The organism is Pseudomonas sp. NPDC087598 (genome assembly GCF_044743525.1).
In the GTDB taxonomy this organism is placed as follows: domain Bacteria; phylum Pseudomonadota; class Gammaproteobacteria; order Pseudomonadales; family Pseudomonadaceae; genus Aquipseudomonas.
In genome coordinates this window covers 1-16,871 of record NZ_JBIUWQ010000007.1, presented here as the reverse complement: position 1 = coordinate 16,871, position 16,871 = coordinate 1, and the positions used below count along the sequence as shown (strand labels likewise).

General features: G+C 59.4%; 18 protein-coding genes, 1 pseudogene and 1 riboswitch. Of the genes and pseudogenes, 10 read left to right on the top strand and 9 right to left on the bottom strand.

What is annotated here, in order from left to right; genetic code table 11:
* Window positions 1-270: 270 nt before the first annotated feature.
* Window positions 271-1,110 carry a glutathione-dependent disulfide-bond oxidoreductase gene (gene yghU, locus ACIOWE_RS05995; protein WP_401388555.1) on the bottom strand — a complete coding sequence of 280 codons (840 nt, stop codon included), beginning with the start codon at window positions 1,108-1,110 and terminating at the stop codon, window positions 271-273.
* A 145-nt stretch (window positions 1,111-1,255) separates the two neighbouring features.
* On the opposite strand from yghU, the gene ACIOWE_RS05990 reads away from it, so the two are divergent.
* Complete coding sequence (locus ACIOWE_RS05990) at window positions 1,256-1,693, top strand: hypothetical protein (protein ID WP_401388552.1); 438 nt, start codon at window positions 1,256-1,258, stop codon at window positions 1,691-1,693.
* Window positions 1,694-1,710: 17 nt separating this feature from the next.
* Here the strand turns inward: ACIOWE_RS05990 and ACIOWE_RS05985 are convergent, their stop codons facing one another.
* Genes ACIOWE_RS05985 through ACIOWE_RS05975 form a run of 3 tightly spaced genes read right to left on the bottom strand, consistent with a single transcriptional unit; the run spans window position 1,711 to window position 4,181 of the window.
* The gene (locus ACIOWE_RS05985; protein ID WP_401388549.1) at window positions 1,711-2,754 is read right to left on the bottom strand and encodes an alpha/beta hydrolase family protein; all 1,044 of its coding nucleotides are present in this window, start codon (window positions 2,752-2,754) and stop codon (window positions 1,711-1,713) included.
* A gap of 48 nt (window positions 2,755-2,802) precedes the next feature.
* Window positions 2,803-3,213, bottom strand: a complete 411-nt coding sequence (locus ACIOWE_RS05980; protein ID WP_401388546.1) for a hypothetical protein — start codon at window positions 3,211-3,213, stop codon at window positions 2,803-2,805.
* Entirely contained in the window at window positions 3,210-4,181 is a 972-nt protein-coding gene (locus ACIOWE_RS05975; protein WP_401388543.1) for a LysR substrate-binding domain-containing protein, read from the bottom strand. Before ACIOWE_RS05975 ends, ACIOWE_RS05980 begins: the two co-directional genes overlap by 4 nt.
* A gap of 127 nt (window positions 4,182-4,308) precedes the next feature.
* Here ACIOWE_RS05975 and ACIOWE_RS05970 point away from each other — a divergent pair, with 127 nt between their 5' ends.
* Entirely contained in the window at window positions 4,309-4,584 is a 276-nt protein-coding gene (locus tag ACIOWE_RS05970) for a DUF2798 domain-containing protein (RefSeq protein WP_401388540.1), read from the top strand.
* 21 nt (window positions 4,585-4,605) lie between these two features.
* On the opposite strand, the gene ACIOWE_RS05965 is transcribed toward ACIOWE_RS05970, so the two are convergent.
* A complete protein-coding gene (locus ACIOWE_RS05965; RefSeq protein ID WP_401388537.1) occupies window positions 4,606-5,376 on the bottom strand; it encodes an APH(3')-II family aminoglycoside O-phosphotransferase in 771 nt (256 codons plus the stop codon).
* A 198-nt stretch (window positions 5,377-5,574) separates the two neighbouring features.
* Between ACIOWE_RS05965 and ACIOWE_RS05960 the strand changes: the two genes are divergently transcribed.
* Both ACIOWE_RS05960 and ACIOWE_RS05955 read left to right on the top strand, forming a co-directional pair.
* Window positions 5,575-7,362 carry a thiamine pyrophosphate-requiring protein gene (locus tag ACIOWE_RS05960; protein WP_401388534.1) on the top strand — a complete coding sequence of 596 codons (1,788 nt, stop codon included), beginning with the start codon at window positions 5,575-5,577 and terminating at the stop codon, window positions 7,360-7,362.
* 122 nt (window positions 7,363-7,484) lie between these two features.
* Complete coding sequence (locus ACIOWE_RS05955) at window positions 7,485-8,234, top strand: DUF72 domain-containing protein (RefSeq protein ID WP_401388531.1); 750 nt, start codon at window positions 7,485-7,487, stop codon at window positions 8,232-8,234.
* Here the strand turns inward: ACIOWE_RS05955 and ACIOWE_RS05950 are convergent.
* The 4 genes and pseudogenes from ACIOWE_RS05950 to ACIOWE_RS05935 form a co-directional block, all read right to left on the bottom strand.
* Window positions 8,194-8,304, bottom strand: a pseudogene (locus ACIOWE_RS05950) (short-chain dehydrogenase); the annotation flags it as partial. The gene ACIOWE_RS05955 and the pseudogene ACIOWE_RS05950 overlap by 41 nt on opposite strands.
* Before the next feature lie 22 nt (window positions 8,305-8,326).
* Complete coding sequence (gene mntP, locus ACIOWE_RS05945; protein ID WP_201238373.1) at window positions 8,327-8,890, bottom strand: manganese efflux pump MntP; 564 nt, start codon at window positions 8,888-8,890, stop codon at window positions 8,327-8,329.
* Between the two features lie 4 nt (window positions 8,891-8,894).
* Window positions 8,895-9,067: riboswitch (yybP-ykoY riboswitch) on the bottom strand.
* Between the two features lie 213 nt (window positions 9,068-9,280).
* Window positions 9,281-10,660 (bottom strand): ATP-binding protein, encoded by a 1,380-nt coding sequence (locus ACIOWE_RS05940; RefSeq protein WP_401388527.1) that lies wholly within the window; start codon window positions 10,658-10,660, stop codon window positions 9,281-9,283.
* Complete coding sequence (locus ACIOWE_RS05935; protein WP_201238371.1) at window positions 10,657-11,319, bottom strand: response regulator; 663 nt, start codon at window positions 11,317-11,319, stop codon at window positions 10,657-10,659. The genes ACIOWE_RS05940 and ACIOWE_RS05935 overlap by 4 nt, the downstream gene beginning before the upstream one ends.
* A 170-nt stretch (window positions 11,320-11,489) precedes the next feature.
* Here ACIOWE_RS05935 and ACIOWE_RS05930 point away from each other — a divergent pair, with 170 nt between their 5' ends.
* From ACIOWE_RS05930 to ACIOWE_RS05905, 6 genes are all read left to right on the top strand, one after another.
* The gene (locus ACIOWE_RS05930) at window positions 11,490-11,756 is read left to right on the top strand and encodes a PepSY domain-containing protein (protein ID WP_401388523.1); all 267 of its coding nucleotides are present in this window, start codon (window positions 11,490-11,492) and stop codon (window positions 11,754-11,756) included.
* Entirely contained in the window at window positions 11,756-12,301 is a 546-nt protein-coding gene (locus ACIOWE_RS05925; protein ID WP_401388520.1) for a cytochrome b/b6 domain-containing protein, read from the top strand. Before ACIOWE_RS05930 ends, ACIOWE_RS05925 begins: the two co-directional genes overlap by 1 nt.
* Window positions 12,302-12,352: 51 nt before the next feature.
* Window positions 12,353-13,648, top strand: coding sequence for an exo-alpha-sialidase (locus ACIOWE_RS05920; RefSeq protein WP_401388517.1), 1,296 nt, complete (start codon window positions 12,353-12,355; stop codon window positions 13,646-13,648).
* Entirely contained in the window at window positions 13,648-14,259 is a 612-nt protein-coding gene (locus ACIOWE_RS05915; RefSeq protein ID WP_401388514.1) for a hypothetical protein, read from the top strand. The genes ACIOWE_RS05920 and ACIOWE_RS05915 overlap by 1 nt, the downstream gene beginning before the upstream one ends.
* A 21-nt stretch (window positions 14,260-14,280) precedes the next feature.
* The gene (locus ACIOWE_RS05910; RefSeq protein WP_401388511.1) at window positions 14,281-16,308 is read left to right on the top strand and encodes an LTA synthase family protein; all 2,028 of its coding nucleotides are present in this window, start codon (window positions 14,281-14,283) and stop codon (window positions 16,306-16,308) included.
* 69 nt (window positions 16,309-16,377) lie between these two features.
* Window positions 16,378-16,776 carry a DUF1801 domain-containing protein gene (locus tag ACIOWE_RS05905; protein WP_401388508.1) on the top strand — a complete coding sequence of 133 codons (399 nt, stop codon included), beginning with the start codon at window positions 16,378-16,380 and terminating at the stop codon, window positions 16,774-16,776.
* The last annotated feature ends 95 nt before the right edge of the window (window positions 16,777-16,871 follow it).

Genomic DNA, 16,871 nt, shown 5'->3' with positions numbered 1-16,871 from the left:
TTCCCCAAAAGTAACCAAAACGAATCTGATGCACATGCTTGTAAGAACTATTCGCATTAGCATGTCAGATTGATTTCGGCGAAGAAAGCCATTCGCTTCAATTGGTTAACAAATTTTTCACATTTGTGATGAGGAGACGCGATCCCCACAGCGGCAGAAATTGGCGCTACCAGTGGAAATCAGCAGACTCAGGCGAGGGGGGTAAAATGACTGCGCCCGATCAACAAGAAGTCTGCTCGGGCGCGGTCGGAGGGAGGGAAAACGTGTGGATCAGCTCAGGTCTTCAGCGTCATGCCGTTCAGGCACCTGACTCGCTTCATCACCCCAAGTGCGGTTGACGCGCTGACCACGGATGACCGCCGGACGCTGGGCGATGTCCTCTGCCCAGCGCTGCACATGGGTGTATTCCTCGGCCGCGAGAAACTCTGCCGCCGAATAGACATTGTTACGCACCAACTGCCCGTACCAGGGCCAGACCGCGATATCGGCGATGGTGTAGTGCTCGCCGGCCAGATATGGGGTTTCGGCCAAGCGCCGATCAAGCACATCCAGTTGACGCTTGGCTTCCATGGTGAAGCGATTGATTGCGTACTCAATTTTTTCCGGCGCATAGGCATAGAAATGCCCGAATCCGCCGCCCAGAAACGGTGCCGCGCCCATCTGCCAGAACAACCAGTTGAGCGTCTCGGTGCGTCCTGCCGGATCCTTGGGCAGGAAGGCGCCGAACTTCTCGGCGAGATACAGCAGGATCGAGCCCGACTCGAACACCCGAACCGGCGGCTCGACACTACGGTCCAGCAGTGCAGGGATTTTCGAGTTGGGATTGATCTCGACGAAACCACTGGAGAATTGATCGCCCTCACCAATGCGGATCAGCCACGCGTCGTATTCGGCGGCGCTGTGCCCCAGCGCCAGCAGCTCTTCGAGGAGGATGGTGACTTTCACCCCGTTGGGCGTAGCCAGCGAGTAGAGCTGTAATGGATGTTTGCCGACCGGTAGCGTTTTCTCATGCGTCGGCCCGGCAATCGGCCGGTTGATGCTGGCGAACTGACCACCGGACGGCGCTTCATTTTTCCAGACCTTGGGCGGAACGTAGGGCGCTTTGCTCATGAAACGGACCTCATCGTGACTGGCTGAGAACAGAGGAACACCGTAGGGAAAAATTCCGATTCATGCCAGCACGATTTATCGTTTCGTCTCGATATACACAGGCGTCGAGCCTTTTCTGGTCACGGACAAGTAACCCAGAGTCCAGATGATTTCTTTTGCCATCAAGCGGTTACAATCGCCGCTTTTCACCCTCAAGGATGCTGGCGCTGTCGATTGGAGCGCCGGGCGATTGGATTTACGGATAGAACCAGCAATGCGAAGCAAGCTTCCCCTCAAAGCCATTTCCTTTTTGATCGCCCTCACATTGACGCTGACCGGTTGTGTCGGAGCCTCGGTTTCAACGCTGGAACCGGTGCCGCGGTCTGCGCCGCAAAACAGTAGTGTCGAGACAAAGCGAGAATGGTGCGGGGTCACGCTCTGGGCAGTGGTCGTGCCCGTTCCATTGAAGTTGCCGGTGTGCAAGCTGCAGAACGGGCAGCACCTGTCCGATCCACTTTATGCGTGTGGGCCGTTGATGTTTTGGGGGCCGCTCCTGCATGGTTATGAGGGAAATGCCCTGTGTGGCGTGTTCCCTTATTGGTGATAAACCCCTTACCGATTTCAACCCGCAGCAGAGCGCGCCAGAAACTCGCTGATCAGCGAAATCGTCTGCTGCTGAATTTCAGTTCGGCCGCGTTCACCGTCGCCATCGGTGCAAATGATGCCGTCGCCGGGTGCGTCTTCTTCCAGCATTTCCATCGCGCCAGGCTTGCATGGCGACATGAAACTGAAGTGGCTGGCGTCGCTGATCTCGACGTATTGGCTCGATGATTTTGGCAGTCGTTTGGCCAGATCGGCGGACTCAAGCTGAGCGGGCAGGTCTTGCGACGGCACGCCCGCTGCGATGACCAGCACCGGAACAGGCAGTGCCGCAAGGCTGGTATCTGTGAAACCACGCGACAGACCAAGGTCCAGTGACACCACGGCAGACACGCGTTTGTCACGCAAGTCGGCGGCCAGTCGTGTCTTCGAATCCGCTTGGCTGGCGGGATTCATCTGCTGATAAACGGAGCAACTGGACAATTGCGAATGGACTTTGCAGTCTTCGGCGAAACGCTCGGTATCGAAGCGCGCGCCAGCGATTTCCAGGCTGGTCCAGCCGCCGAGAGAGTGGCCTACGACGGCAATGCGCGATTTCGCGACCATACCGAACTTTTCCGGCTGAGCCGTCACCGCATCGATGGCTCGACTGACATCCGCAGGACGCAGCCATAACTGCGCCGCCGCCTGAGGGCTGCGGTCATGCGTGGTGCTGCCGGGGTGATTGACCGCCGCGACGATATAACCCTGGTGCGCGAGCGCGCTGGCCAGCCATGCCTGGTTGCTCCAGTTGCCGCGGTAACCGTGTGAGAGCACTACCAACGGATGCTCACCGGCAGCCGGTGGCGCATTTTCCGCGACCATTACACCGACAAACGCCGGGTTGTCGGCGACCAGTTTCGGTGCGGCAGTGGTTGCACCGGCTGGATACCAGACGACCATTTCCAACGGACGCTCATTGCTCGCGTCCGGCAGGGTCGAGCGCTGGAAACCGATAGGGGTGTCGTCAGCGAATACGTGGGTGGTCAGGCAGAAAAGAAGCAGAGCGCCGAAAGCATGTTTCATTGTTTTTATCTTCCGTGATGAGCCTCGATTGGCGAGGTGGACTTTGCCTTAATCCGAGCGTTTCAGCGAGTCCGGATTGAACATTAAATTGGCGATTTGGCTGGCATCAGGTTCTTGCTGCCATGTGCCAGAAGCGTTCGCACTTTCGCGCACCATCCATTGTTGCGAGCCGATCCAGGACAGCTCGATACAGGCTCCCGTCAGCTCTGCGTTGTCGATCAGCAAACCGACTTCATCCGCTGGACCGGGACACATGCCGCCGACCGAAAAAGGTACACGCGCAAGTATCAGGTCTTTGAGCATTCCCAGCAGTTCGTCGCGGGAGCAGAAGGGAATGTGACGGTCCCCGCAAACGCCGCCGGCAAAAACCAGATGGCCTGCCGCCGAATCCTCTGTATTTATCGAGGCCAGATGTACCGGAGGCCGACCGGAGCCCTTGGCATAACGTGATTTGCTCACAGCAATTCCTTGTCAGTGGAGGCTTGAAACGGTGCGGCCAAAGCATCTTCCTGCGGCCAGCGCACCTTCAGGTGTTCGATCAGATAGTCCATGAATGCCTTGACCTTCGGAGTGATCGCCGCACGCTCCTGCACACAGGCATAAATGTCCATTCGCTCGACAAAGCCGTGACCTGCGCCGTCATGGTTTTCGAACAGCGGCAGCAGTTGGCCGCTGGCGATGTACGGCGCCGCGACAAACTCGGCCAGTCGCGTGATGCCCGCACCGTTGACCGCCATCTGCGCCAGTGCATCGATGTCATCGCTGATGGTCGTGGCATTGATATTGGCCTCGTAACTCTGGCCGTCCCGAGAAAAAGTCCAACGTAGAAAACGCCCGTCCAATGGGTAACGGAACGCCAGGCACGCATGGTTTTGCAGATCGTCCGGCGATTGCGGCGCGCCTGCGCGCTCCAGATACGCGGGGGCGGCGCACATGACGAAGGGCAGCGAAACGATCCTGCGCGCAACAATGCCATCTTCCAGTTGCGGTTTGATCCGCAGGCTCAAGTCGATACCGTCCTGGATGTGATTGATCTTGCGGTTGGTGTTCGATAGCTCCAGCAGAAGACGCGGGTGCAGCGCCGCGAACCCGGCAATCAATGGCGCGAGCACATGCCGGCCGAATGCAGAAGTGGAGGCGATGCTCAGCCGTCCTTGCAGCTCGGTTTGCTCGTTGCTGATCGAGCTTTGTGCCGACTCCAGATCTGCCGCGATGCGCTTGACCTTGTCGTAGTACACCGCGCCGTTTTCAGTCAGCGCCATGCTCCGCGTGGTGCGTTGCAGGAGTCGCACGCCCAGATGCGTCTCCAGACGATTCAGCGTTTGGCTCACCGCTGCCGCACTGACGCCCAGGGCTTTGGCGGCGCCGACAATGGAACCTGCTTCAACCACTTTGATAAAACTGGCAATTGCCGCTAACAGATTCATCCATAGCCTGCCGAGAACGGTTTGATTCGTAAGTTATGCTTTATAAAGTACCTGCGATTAGCCGTCTAGTTGAGGGGGATTTCGCTTGTTAAGGTGCCCGCTCCCTGTCAATGGATGGAAAAGCCCTATGAATCAAAGTACTGGCAGCGATGCGCTGAGTGTCAGCCGTCGCAAGCTTTCACCGCGTGCCACGCCCTATGTGTTTGCGTTGTACATGGCGACGATCATGGCGTTTCTGATGTCGCTGGTGATCACCGCCGCCAACTTCGGTATTGATAACGACTACTTGAGTAATGCGTTGCACGCCTACAAGTTGGCGATGCCGGTGGCATTCCTGTGCATCCTTGTCGTGCGGCCCGTCGTGATCAAACTGGTGGCGTGGACGGTGCATCCGCATCGTTGAACGCTGAACCCTCGAGACACCTCAGAAAAACTCGTCGAGCAACTGATAAAAGGCTATCCGCTGCTGATCCGGTTCTACGCCATAGGCCTCGAAAAACACCGGCAGCCACTGCTCGCCGAGGTTGTCGGTGATGCTGTGTGCGGCCAAGGCCAGATCCTGATAACGGTCAGAGACGCCAAGTCGCCCGCAGTCGACAAAACCGCTGAACCGGCCATTGTCAGCGAGCAGATTGGGCAGGCACGCATCGCCATGGGTCACCACCAGATCCTCGTGATCAGGACGCTCGGCGAGTAGTTGCTGGAACACCTGTTCAGCGCTGAGACCCAGACGTGAATCGTCGAAATCTTCCTCGTCAATCAGGCCCGCCAGCAGATGCTCGCGGGCGAGAGCGATCTTCGCTTCGAGGCGGTGATCGAAAGGGCAGCTGTTGATCGCAACCGCGTGCAGTGATCGCAGGGCATCGGCCAGAAGCGTGACAATCTGCTCCGGCGCCAGGTGCACGCTGCTGGCCAGATCGCGACCGGGCACAGCCGTCATCAGCAACCAATTGCGCTCATTTTCGGTGGTGGTGTCGAGCACCCGTGGCGCCGGTAGATCCTGTTCGGCCAGCCAGCGCAGTCGCTGAATTTCCCCGGGTAATTCGCCCCAGGTCATCACCTGCTCAGACTTTACAAACAACGGCGCCGAACCCGCAGGCGTCACCCGCAGTACATCGGCGCGAGACTCGCCAATGGTCTGTTGTTCGATTGGTGTATCAGCGAATCGCGGGTGCCATATCGTTGGCAAGTCCATGTTGATTTGTCCCTTGTAAACCGATTGATGATGCGCATTGTGCCCCACCGGTGGTTTTGCGGACAAACACCGGGGCGGTGTGTTGTCCCGGCAAATCAATCGAAACTTCGCCGTCGCCCCGACTGTCCAGACCCTTACACTTCTCGGCGGATGCACTGCCGGGAATGCCCGATGCACCGGTGAAAGGCGAGGAACACGATGACGATGACAGTTGGAGATTTTCTGGTTGAGCGGCTCAGCCAATGGGGCGTCACGCGGATTTTTGGTTATCCGGGGGATGGCATCAATGGCGTGTTTGGCGCGCTCGATCGGGCGAAGGGCAAGATCGAATTCATTCAGGCCCGCCATGAAGAAATGGCCGCGTTCATGGCCTCGGCCCACGCCAAGTTCACCGGTGAACTGGGTGTGTGCATTGCGACTTCAGGGCCGGGCGCGTCGCACCTGATCACCGGGCTCTACGATGCGCGGATGGACCACATGCCGGTGCTGGCGATTGTCGGTCAGCAGGCGCGCACTGCGCTGGGCAGTCACTACCAACAGGAACTGGATCTGGTCTCGATGTTCAAGGATGTCGCCGGCGCCTTCGTGCAGCAGGCTTCGGCGCCGTCGCAAGTGCGCCATTTGCTCGATCGCGCGGTGCGCACGGCGGTCGGCGAACGCCGCGTTACGGCGATCATCCTGCCCAATGATTTGCAGGATCTGCCCTACGAAGCGCCGGCCCGAACCCACGGCACTGCGCATTCCGGTGTCGGTTACAGCAAACCGAGAGTGTTGCCTTACGAGGCGGATTTGCAACGTGCCGCCGAGGTGTTGAATGCCGGTGAAAAAGTCGCGATTCTGGTCGGCGCCGGCGCTTTGCAGGCCACTGATGAAGTGATCGCGGTGGCGGAAAAACTTGGCGCCGGGGTGGCCAAGGCACTGCTCGGTAAAGCCGCGTTGCCCGACGATCTACCGTGGGTCACGGGCAGCATCGGCCTGCTCGGCACCGAACCCAGCTACAAACTGATGACCGAGTGCGACACGTTGTTGATGATCGGCTCGGGTTTCCCGTATGCCGAATTTTTACCCAAGGAAGGCCAGGCGCGGGGCGTGCAGATCGATTTGCAACCCGACATGCTCAGCCTGCGCTATCCGATGGAGGTCAACCTGCAAGGCGACGCGGCGGAAACGCTCGCCGCATTGCTGCCGCTGCTCGAACAGAAAACCTCGGGCAAATGGCGCAAAAAGGTAGAGGGCTGGCGCGGCACCTGGGAAAAAACTCTGGAAAAACGCGCCATGGCCAAGGCAAACCCAATCAACCCACAACGGGTGGTGTATGAGCTGTCACCGCGCCTGCCGGATGCGGCGATCATCACCAGCGATTCGGGCTCGTGCGCCAACTGGTACGCCCGCGACCTGAAAATCCGCCGTGGCATGCAGTGCTCATTGTCCGGCGGCCTGGCCTCGATGGGCGCCGCAGTACCTTATGCGATTGCGGCGAAATTCGCCTACCCCGAGCGTTCGGTGATTGCCTTGGTGGGCGATGGCGCCATGCAAATGAACAACATGGCCGAACTGATCACCGTCGCCAAATACTGGCGCCAGTGGCAAAGCCCGAAATGGATCTGCGCGGTGTTCAACAACGAAGATCTCAATCAGGTCACCTGGGAGCAGCGGGTGATGGAGGGTGATCCCAAGTTCGAAGCGTCGCAGAGCATCCCGGACGTGCCGTATCACCTGTTCGCCATTTCCATCGGCCTGAAGGGTATTTTCGTCGACCGCGAAGAAGACGTCGCGGCTGCCTGGGAGCAGGCACTGGCCTCGGACGTACCGGTGCTGATCGAATTCAAGACCGACCCGAACGTGCCGCCACTGCCGCCGCACATCAAGCTCGAACAGGCTAAGAAATTCGCCACGACGTTGCTCAAGGGCGATCCGGATGAGGCCGGCATCATCGTCCAGGCCGCCAAGCAAGTGCTCAGCTCCGTACTGCCCGGCAAAAAATAACCCTGTAGGTTTCTCGCCAACCGTGTAGGAGCTGCCGCAGGCTGCGATCTTTTGATCTTGAAAAAACAACATCAAAAGATCGCAGCCTGCGGCAGCTCCTACATTGCAATGGAGGCAGACAATTGATTTTCATCGGTTGTGCAGGTTGGAGTCTTGCGCGTGAGCATTGGCCGGTATTCCCGGCTGACGGCACGCATTTGCAGCGTTATGCCACGCAGTTCAACAGCGTCGAAATCAACAGCTCGTTCTATCGCCCGCATCGCCGACAAACCTACGAACGCTGGGCAGATTCGGTGCCGGACGGTTTTGCTTTTTCAGTGAAGATGCCCAAACACATCACCCATGAACGGCGCCTTGCCGGCAGTGAGGCGACGGTGGATGAATTCCTTGGGCAGTGCAGCGGATTAGGCGATCGCCTGGGCTGCCTGCTGGTGCAGTTACCGCCGTCGCTGGCGTTTGATGCCGCTGTTGCCGAAGGTTTTTTCAGCGCATTGCGCCAGCGTTTCGCCGGGCCAGTGGTGCTGGAACCGCGACATGAGTCGTGGGTCAGCGCCGAGCCGCTATTGATCAAGTATCAAGTCAGTCAAGCGGCGGTTGACCCCTCACGTATCAGCAATGACGCTTCACCGAGAGGCTGGCAGGGCACGAAATATTGGCGCTTGCACGGTTCGCCGCGCATCTACCACAGCGCCTACGATTTGCCCTACCTGCAACAACTCGCGCAAGCGTTGCAGGTCGCGACAGAGCAGGGCGTCGCCACTTGGTGCATTTTCGACAACACCGCCAGCGGCGCCGCGATCGGCAACGCGTTGAGCCTGGCAAAAGAGCTGGTTATTGCGACGCCAGATCGCCGTACCAGTACGCCGCTGTAACGCCGCCATCCATCAGGAAATCGCTGCCTGTCACAGGCCCCGATTCATGAATCAACTCAGCCGAGACCGAGCTAGCCAAGGCTCGCGCTGAGTCAGACCGACAGATGCTCATACAGAATCGTCGCACCGACGATCATCAACACCACGCCACCGACGATTTCCGCACGTTTGCCGACCACCGCACCCAGCACGCGGCCGAGCATCACGCCAATGGTCACCATGGTCATGGTTGCCATACCAATCGCGGCGGCCGCCACCCAGATGTTGACGTCGACAAACGCCAGGCCCACGCCAACGGCAAGTGCATCGATGCTGGTGGCAAACGCGGTGACGGCGAGAATCAGAAATGAGTGCTGGCCGGGTTTTTCCTCTTCCTCATCTTCATGCTTCAGACCGTTGTAGATCATGTGCAGACCGAGGATCACCAGCAAGGTGAATGCGATCCAGTGATCCCATTCGGCAACCCAGCGCGTGGCGGCCTGGCCGATAAGCCAGCCGATGATGGGGGTGATGGCTTCGATGACACCGAAGATCAGACCGGTGCGCAGGGCTTCGCTCAGACGTGGTTTGTGCAGGCTGGAGCCTTTGCCGATGGCGGCGGCGAACGCATCCGTGGACATTGCAAGGGCGAGGAATATGAGGGAAACAGGATTCACGGCAACACTTCCAGTCGGGCTATGAGTCAACGACACAACCACACGCCCGACTTTAGGCATGGATGTGTCGTCGGTCTCACCAACCAAAAGGTGTTCGTACCACGGCAGGTTGCCGAGAATGTTGATACGAACGCTTCCGAGTGACTCGGAAACAGGCTACTCCCCAACGAGGACGGCGATCTTAAGCGGACAGAAATGAAAATTTTGTCAAAACACCCTGAATTGAAAAATCAGGTCAAAAGAGGCTTGCTTGAGTTGATATCTGCCTGTGATTAACTGTGGCGAGGGAGCTTGCTCCCGCTGGACTGCGCAGCAGGCCCCGCTTTTTTATGAAGAGCGAGGGCCGCTTCGCGACCCAGCGGGAGCAAGCTCCCTCGCCACAGGCCAGACTTAATTGCTTGGCAGGGTCTGATTAATCCGCAGCTCCGCACACAAGCCACCTTCCGGCAGGTTGTACAGCTTTAGCGTGCTACCGATCTTGCTGACGATCATCTGCACAATCGCCAACCCGAGCCCGGCGCCATTGGCGTGGCCGTGGCTGTAAAAGCGCTCGAACAGTCGTGCGTAATCCTCTTCATTGATCCCGGGGCCGGCATCTTCGACGCTGATGTGCACGGCGCCGGATGCTTGTGGCTGCACCTGGACCCGCACCTCGCTGCCCGGCGGGGCGAAGTTCAGCGCATTGGTCAGCAGGTTTTGCAAGGCGATCGCCAGTGCAACGGGGTCGGTTTCCACCGGGCAGTGGTGGTCGCTGTCGAGGATCAGTTCGACGTTTTTTTCCAGTGCCAACGGGGTCAGTTCCGCCAGTTCCTCGCGCACCAGTGCAGTCAATTCCACCGGGTAGTTTTGCGGATGGGCCAGACGCGGTTCGATCCGCGCCATAGTCAGTAGCTGACTGGCAATACGCGTGGCGCGGTCGACGCCGCTGAGGAGAAACTCCAGCGCCTCTTCACGTTGTTGCGGCGTGCCGGCCAGTTGCGCGTTTTGCGCGTGGATTCGCAGAATGGCCAACGGTGTACGCAGTTCATGAGCGGCATCGGCAATGAAACGCCGCTCGCGGGCCAGCAGATTGTCGATCTGCTGCAACAGCCGGTTGAGCGCCGTTTGCATCGGTTCAAGATCGTGGGGCAGGGGGCTGAGGTTAAGCGGTTTCAGGGTTTCGGTGTCGCGCCCGCGAATGCTCTGCGCCATGGCGCGCAGCGGTTGCAGGCCCCAGCCGATGGTCAGCCAGATCAACACGGCCAGCAGCGGCACACCGATCACGCTGGGCCACACGGTATGGCCGACGATGCGCTCGATCAGGTCCTGACGAATGTCATCACGCTCACCGACCCAGATCAGCAGGCCTTGCCGGCTATCCTTGAGCAGGAAGGCGCACCAGTCGCGGCCGTTTTCCATCAAGTCGTGAGAGCCGAGGGTCGTCGGCGGCGCTGCCAGTTCCGGAGCCTCGGCCGAGCGCATCAGCAACTGGCCGTCGCTGCGCCAGACCTGAAACGTCAAGCGCGTTTCATACGGATGTGCGGCCTCGCCATCGCCGACCCGGCTCATGGCTTCGTCGAACGCCTGATGCAGCCGGTCCCAGTCGTTGTCCCCCGGCGCACGTTGCGCGAGGACACCCTGCAACAGACGCGCACTTTGCGCGAGTTGCGCGTCATAGACCTCCTCGATTTCATGGTGACTGTCGCGCAGCACCAGCCAACTGATCAGCACATCGCCGATCAGTACCAGAATCAACACCGGCACCAGTATGCGTGCGCGTATGGAAATCATGGCTTGAGCTCCACGACATAACCAACGCCGCGTACCGTGCGGATCAGCTCATTGGAAAGTTTCTTGCGCAGGTTATGGATCAACACTTCGAGGGTGTTGCTTTCGACCCGTTCCTGCCAACCGTAAAGCGCCCGCGACAAGCGTTCGCGGGTGACGACTTTGCCGGGGCGAACCATCAGTTGATGCAGCAGTTGGTACTCCATCGGCGTCACCACCACGTCGTCGCCGTGCCAGGTCACTTGCTGGCTGACCGGATCAAGGCAAACGCCGGCGTGTTCCAGCAACGGTTGCGCACGGCCCTGGCTGCGCCGCAACAAGGCACGGATGCGAGCCTTCAATTCGTCGACATCGAACGGCTTGATCAAGTAGTCATCGGCACCGGCATCCAGCCCGGCAATACGCTCGGCGGTGCCGTCGCGGGCGGTAAGGATCAACACCGGCAGATCCTGCTGTTCGCCACGCAATTGTTGCAGCAGCGCCAGACCGTCGAGCCGTGGCAGACCGAGATCGAGCAACAGCAGGTCAAAACTTTCGCTGCGCAAGGCATGCAAGGCGCTGACCCCGTCCTGCAACCAGTCGAGGGTGTAGCCTTCGTTGCTCAATGCAACGCGGATGCCTTGCCCGAGGGCACGATCATCTTCGACCAGAAGTAGACGCATGGACGGTTCTCGCTGGGAAACAGGACGTTTGATCGGCGGCATCATGCCGCTGCGCAGCGAGTCGTGGCAGTCGAGCCGACGGGAAAGATGTAACGACTCATTGCCAACTAAGCTTTCGCTAAGGTTGCTTTTGCACAGTGAGGCCTTCCTCATCGAGCGAGAGTGTTTCCATGCGCAAACTTCTGCTGTTGTCCCTGATTGTCGCCAGCCCGTTGGCCATTGCCGGCCCGCAATGCACCACTGCTGAACGTTCGCAATGGCAAGACCAGAAGGCGTTTCAGGAAAACCTGAAAAGTCAGGGCTACGAAATCAGCAAATTCAAAGTCACCGACGGCAATTGCTACGAGATCTACGGTTTCGACAAGGACAAGCGCAAGGTCGAGATCTACCACGATCCGGTCAGCGGTAAAGCGGTCAAGACCGAGATCAAGGGCTGATGCCGAGCGCGTCCCTGCGCCTGTGGGATCCCGTAGTGCGGCTGTTTCATCTGTCCATCGCAGGCGTCTTTGTCGGCAATTACTTCTTCAATGAGGCCGGCGACGACTGGCATGTCTGGCTCGGCTATTACGCCGTTGGCTGGCTGCTGGTGCGACTGGTGTGGGGATTCGTCGGGCCACGCAGTGCGCGCTGGGCTGACTTCTGGCCGACACCGGCAAGACTGGCGAGCCACATTCGATCGCTACTTGCCGGGCGGCCCGCACATCGCCTCGGGCATTCGCCGCTGGGTGCGCTGGTGATGATTTTGATGTTGCTGACGATGTTGACCACCGGCCTCAGCGGTTGGGCCATGGAGGAGGTCGACGCTTTATGGGGGGCCGACTGGCCGCTGCGAGTCCATGAAACCGCGGCTGACGGCTTGCTGGTGTTGGTCTGCATCCACATCGCCGCCGCGGTGTTTGAAAGTTTTCAGGTTCGCGACAACTTGCCGTTGTCGATGCTCACCGGACGCCGTCGCCGCTTGCCGGACGATTCGACGCGCTGACAAGGATGTCTTGCCGATTGTTACCCATCCTGCCTTTGCCGCGAGTCCACTATGCGTGCGTTGTCTTTTCGCTTGAAATTCATTCTTGGCAGTCTTGCCGTGAGCCTGGTTTTCCTCGCTGCATGGCGCAGCCACCCGGCCCATGTGCTGGCGCCGTTTGCGCTGGCGACACCGTCAGTCGACGCAGCGCTGCAAGCATCTGAACCGGTGTACAGCAGTCGTTTTGTATCTTCTGAACTGAAAGATTTTGTGCACTCGTCTTCCGTTACGGCGTTGCCCGGCGGGGACTTGATGGCGGTGTGGTTTGCCGGCTCACGAGAGGGTGCCGCCGACGTGCAGATCCGCACCGCGCGCTATGACGCCACCAGCGCGGAGTGGGGCGCCGAACAAGTGCTGGCCACCCGCGAATCGACCCGCGACGGCACTCGCCGCTACATCCGCAAGCTCGGCAACCCGGTAATCGCCCTGGCGCCCGATCAACGCCTGTGGATGTTCTACGTTTCGGTGTCCGTGGGGGGGTGGGCGACCAGTGCGATCAACGTCATGGTCTCCGATGACATGGGGCGTAACTGGACAGCACCGCGACAGCTGATCACCTCGCCATTCTTCAACATCAGCACGCTGGTGCGCGCCGCACCAGTCTTCCATGCCGACGGTTCGATCGGCCTGCCGGTGTATCACGAGTTCATGGGCAAGTTTGCCGAATACCTGTACCTGAGCGCGGACGGCGCAGTCATCGATAAATTCCGCATCAGCCGTGGCAAGCATTCACTGCAACCGACCATTGTGCCGCTGGATGAACGCCGCGCCGTGGCGATGTTGCGTTATGCCGGTGACACCCATCACCGCGTGTTGGCCAGTCGCACCGAGGACGCCGGGCAAACCTGGAGCGAACCCTATCCACTGGAACCGGCCAATCCCAATTCGTCACTGGCCGCCGTCGGCACCGCTGACGACGGTTTGCTGGTGGCACTCAACGATCTGCAGGACGGCCGTTTCAAGCTCAGCCTGTACGGCACCGATGCCAATCTCAACAACTGGCGCAGTGTCATCGAACTCGATCAGTCACCGGACCCGCTCGGCCAGCCGTTCTCGCCGCAGGCATACAAGGCGATCATCGGCGAAGGCTTTCGCGCTTCCAGTGGAGCGCGACGGCTGCCACTCGAACAACGTTTCCTGAGCAATCTGGATTATCGCGTGTGCAAGCCGCAGGGCTGTGACTTCGAGTACGAATACCCGTACTTCAGCCGTGGCACCGATGGTCTCTATCACCTGGTGTATTCGTGGAATAACACCTTCATCAAACATGTCAGCTTCAACGATGCCTGGCTGGCGGAGCGCCTGTGATGCCGTTTTTGTGGCAAGCCCATTTGAGTTTCATCCTGCTCGGTTTTGTCCTGCTGGGTTCGTTGCGTGTTACCCGGCGTTGGCGCCCGTGGTTGCTGCCGGCGTTGGCGATAATCAGTTTCATTCCGCTCAACGAACTGCCGCTGGCCGCGTATGTGCGCAGTTTTACCGATGATCTGGCAATCACCACACTGGTGTTGCTGGGCTGGGCCAGCCTGTTGCGACTGGGTATTGTCGAACCGCTGAAACCCTCGGCGCACCTGCAGCTGTTGTTGCTGTTTGGCCTGCTGGCGGCGGTGTTGTACCCGGCGACGATGGGCCTGACCTATGTCGATCCTTATCGCTGGGGCTTCAATCCCCGACCGATGATCGTGTGCATCGGTCTGGCTGCGTTGGCGTTGTTGTGGCTGCGCAACGGCTTGGCGGTGTGGATGCTCGCACTCGGCACGCTGGCGTTTGCCCTGAGGCTCAAAGCGTCGGAAAACTACTGGGATTACCTGATCGATCCGCTCTTGGTCGGTTACTGCCTGGTGGCCACCACGCTGCTCTGCATGAAAGCGGTCTGGCAACGGCTGCGGCGCAATTCCAGCGTCGCTGCATCTTCTATCTGAACGAATGACACAGAGGTAACGATGGGCTGGTTGCAATCGCGACGCTTGCGCTACGGCGTGGGTGCGGCAGGGTTGGCGTTTTTGCTGTTTGCCCTGCTCAGGCTGGTGTTTGTGCTGGGTTTCTCGGGTGTCGCTGTCAGCGAGTTTGTCGATAACCCGCAACTGCTGGAAACCCTCGGTATCGGCTTGCGTTTCGATCTGCGCCTGGCGGTGCTGTTGATATTGCCGTTGGCGGTGCTGGCGTGGCTGCCGCGCTGGAACCTGACCCGCGTCCCGTTATTGCGCGCTGTTGCGCGGGGATATTGGCTGTTGGCGGTGGGCCTTGTCGGCCTGGTGTACATCATCGATTTTGGCCATTACGCCTACCTTGGCGTGCGCATCAACGCGACGGTGCTGCGTTATCTGGAGGACGCGCAGATCTCGCAGCAGATGGTGTGGGAAACCTATCCAGTCCTGTGGATCGCGCTTGGCTGGCTGACGGCGCTGGGCCTGTGGTTCTACGGATTGCTGCGTCTTGAACGGCTGACGTTGGCGCGCGAACCGCAGGCCATTCGACGCTCTTCGCTGGCGGTCGGAAGCGGCATCGGACTGGTTGCCGTGCTCCTGGCTTTACTGGGTCGAGTGGAGAACCTCAATCTGGAGAACCCGGTGCCGCTGCGCTGGAGCGATGCGTTTTTTTCCGGCAACGCGCAGATTGCCGCGCTGGGACTCAACCCGGTGCTGTTTTTGTACGACACGCTCAAGGCCGGGCAAGCGCAGTTCGATGAGAGCCAGGTGCGCGCGCATTACCCGGTGGTCTCGCGCTATCTGGGCGTAGATCAGCCAGACGCACAAAGCCTGACGTTTGATCGCCGGCAAGCCGTGCAGCCTTATCGGGTTGCAGGCGCGCCGAACGTGATGTTCGTCATGCTTGAGTCCCTCGGCACCAGCGCCGTCGGCGCCTATGGCAATCCGCTGAACCCGACACCCAATCTCGACCGATTGGCGAGCCAGAGCTGGTTTTTCAAACACTTCTACGTCCCGGTCACCGGCACGGCGAAAACCGTCTGGGCGAGCATCACCGGTGTCCCCGACGTCACCCGCCAAGAGACTGCAACCCGCCATCCGCTGATCACTCGCCAGCACACGCTGATCAACGCGTTCAACGATTATCAAAAGCTCTACATGATCGGCGGCAATGCCGGCTGGGCCAATATTAATGCGCTGATCCAGCAAAGCATCGATGGCGTGCGGCTGTATCAGGAAAGCGACTGGCGCTCGCCGTTGGTGGATGTCTGGGGGATTTCCGATCTGGACCTGTTCAAGGAAAGCGACCGGATCCTGCGCGATCTGCCGAAAGACCAGGCGTTTTTCGCTTACGTGCAAACGTCGGGCAACCACCGGCCGTTCACCATTCCCAAGGACAACGACGGATTCCAGGTCAGCAACCTGTCGCTGGAACAGGTGCAGGCCGCCGGCTCACGCAGTGTCGAGCAATACAACGCCGTGCGCCTGCTGGATTTCAACATCGGCAAGTTGATGGACATGGCCAAGGCCGGTGGTTACTACGACAACACGATTTTCGTGTTCTTTGGCGACCACAACACACGTATCAGCCAGATCCCGCACATGCCGCCAGCCTTTGAGCAACTGGGGCTGGAAAGCAATCATGTGCCGATGCTGATTCACGCCCCGGGACTGCTCAAACCCCGGGTGATTGATGAAGCCGTGGGCCTGGCGGATCTGCTGCCGACCGTCGCCGGAATGGCCGGCATCCCGTTCACCAATGGCGCGATGGGCCGCGATATTCAGCAACCGGCGCCCGAGGGTGAACGGGTGGTGCCGCTGGTGCTGCGCGAGGGTACGTTCCCGCTGATCGGCGGCGTGACTCGCCATCATCTGCTGCAAATGCAACACGACGGCAGCGCGCCGACCCTGCACGACTTGCGCTCGGCAACGCCGCTGGAGAACGTCGCCGAACAACACCCGCAAGAGTTTCAGCGGCTGGTGGAGCTGACCCGAGGCTTGCACGAAAGTGCGCGATTGATGTTGTACCGCAACGTGCGTTGAGGCCGGAAACTGGCGGGAGGAAAGTGTCGAGTCTAGAGTTCTTCCACTCGTATCCGTAGAGGACTCGTCATGAACAAGGACAAGCAGGAAGAGGGCACGGAGTCAGCGTCGGCGCTGATCGATCAGCGCATCAAGGCGCTGGCTGACTGGCGCGGCGACACGCTCGCGAAGATCCGTTTGATCATGCGCAAGGCTGATCCCGAAGTGGTTGAAGAGTGGAAATGGCGCGTGCCGACGTGGTCGCATGGCGGGATTATCTGCACAGGCGAGACGTACAAGTCAGTGGTGAAAATGACCTTTGCCAAGGGCGCCTCGCTGGCAGATCCGACGGGATTGTTCAATTCAAGCCTTGAGGGCAATACACGGCGGGCTATTGATGTGCATGAGGGTGAGGTGATTGATGAAAAGGCCCTGGTGGCATTGATTCGTGAGGCGGTGAAGCTGAATACGTCAAAGCCCTCACCCTAACCCTCTCCCTGTATGTACCGGACACATGGTGGACAGGTGTTCGGACACATGGTGGACACTTTTTAATAGACACATTGCTCATCGCGAAGGAGATG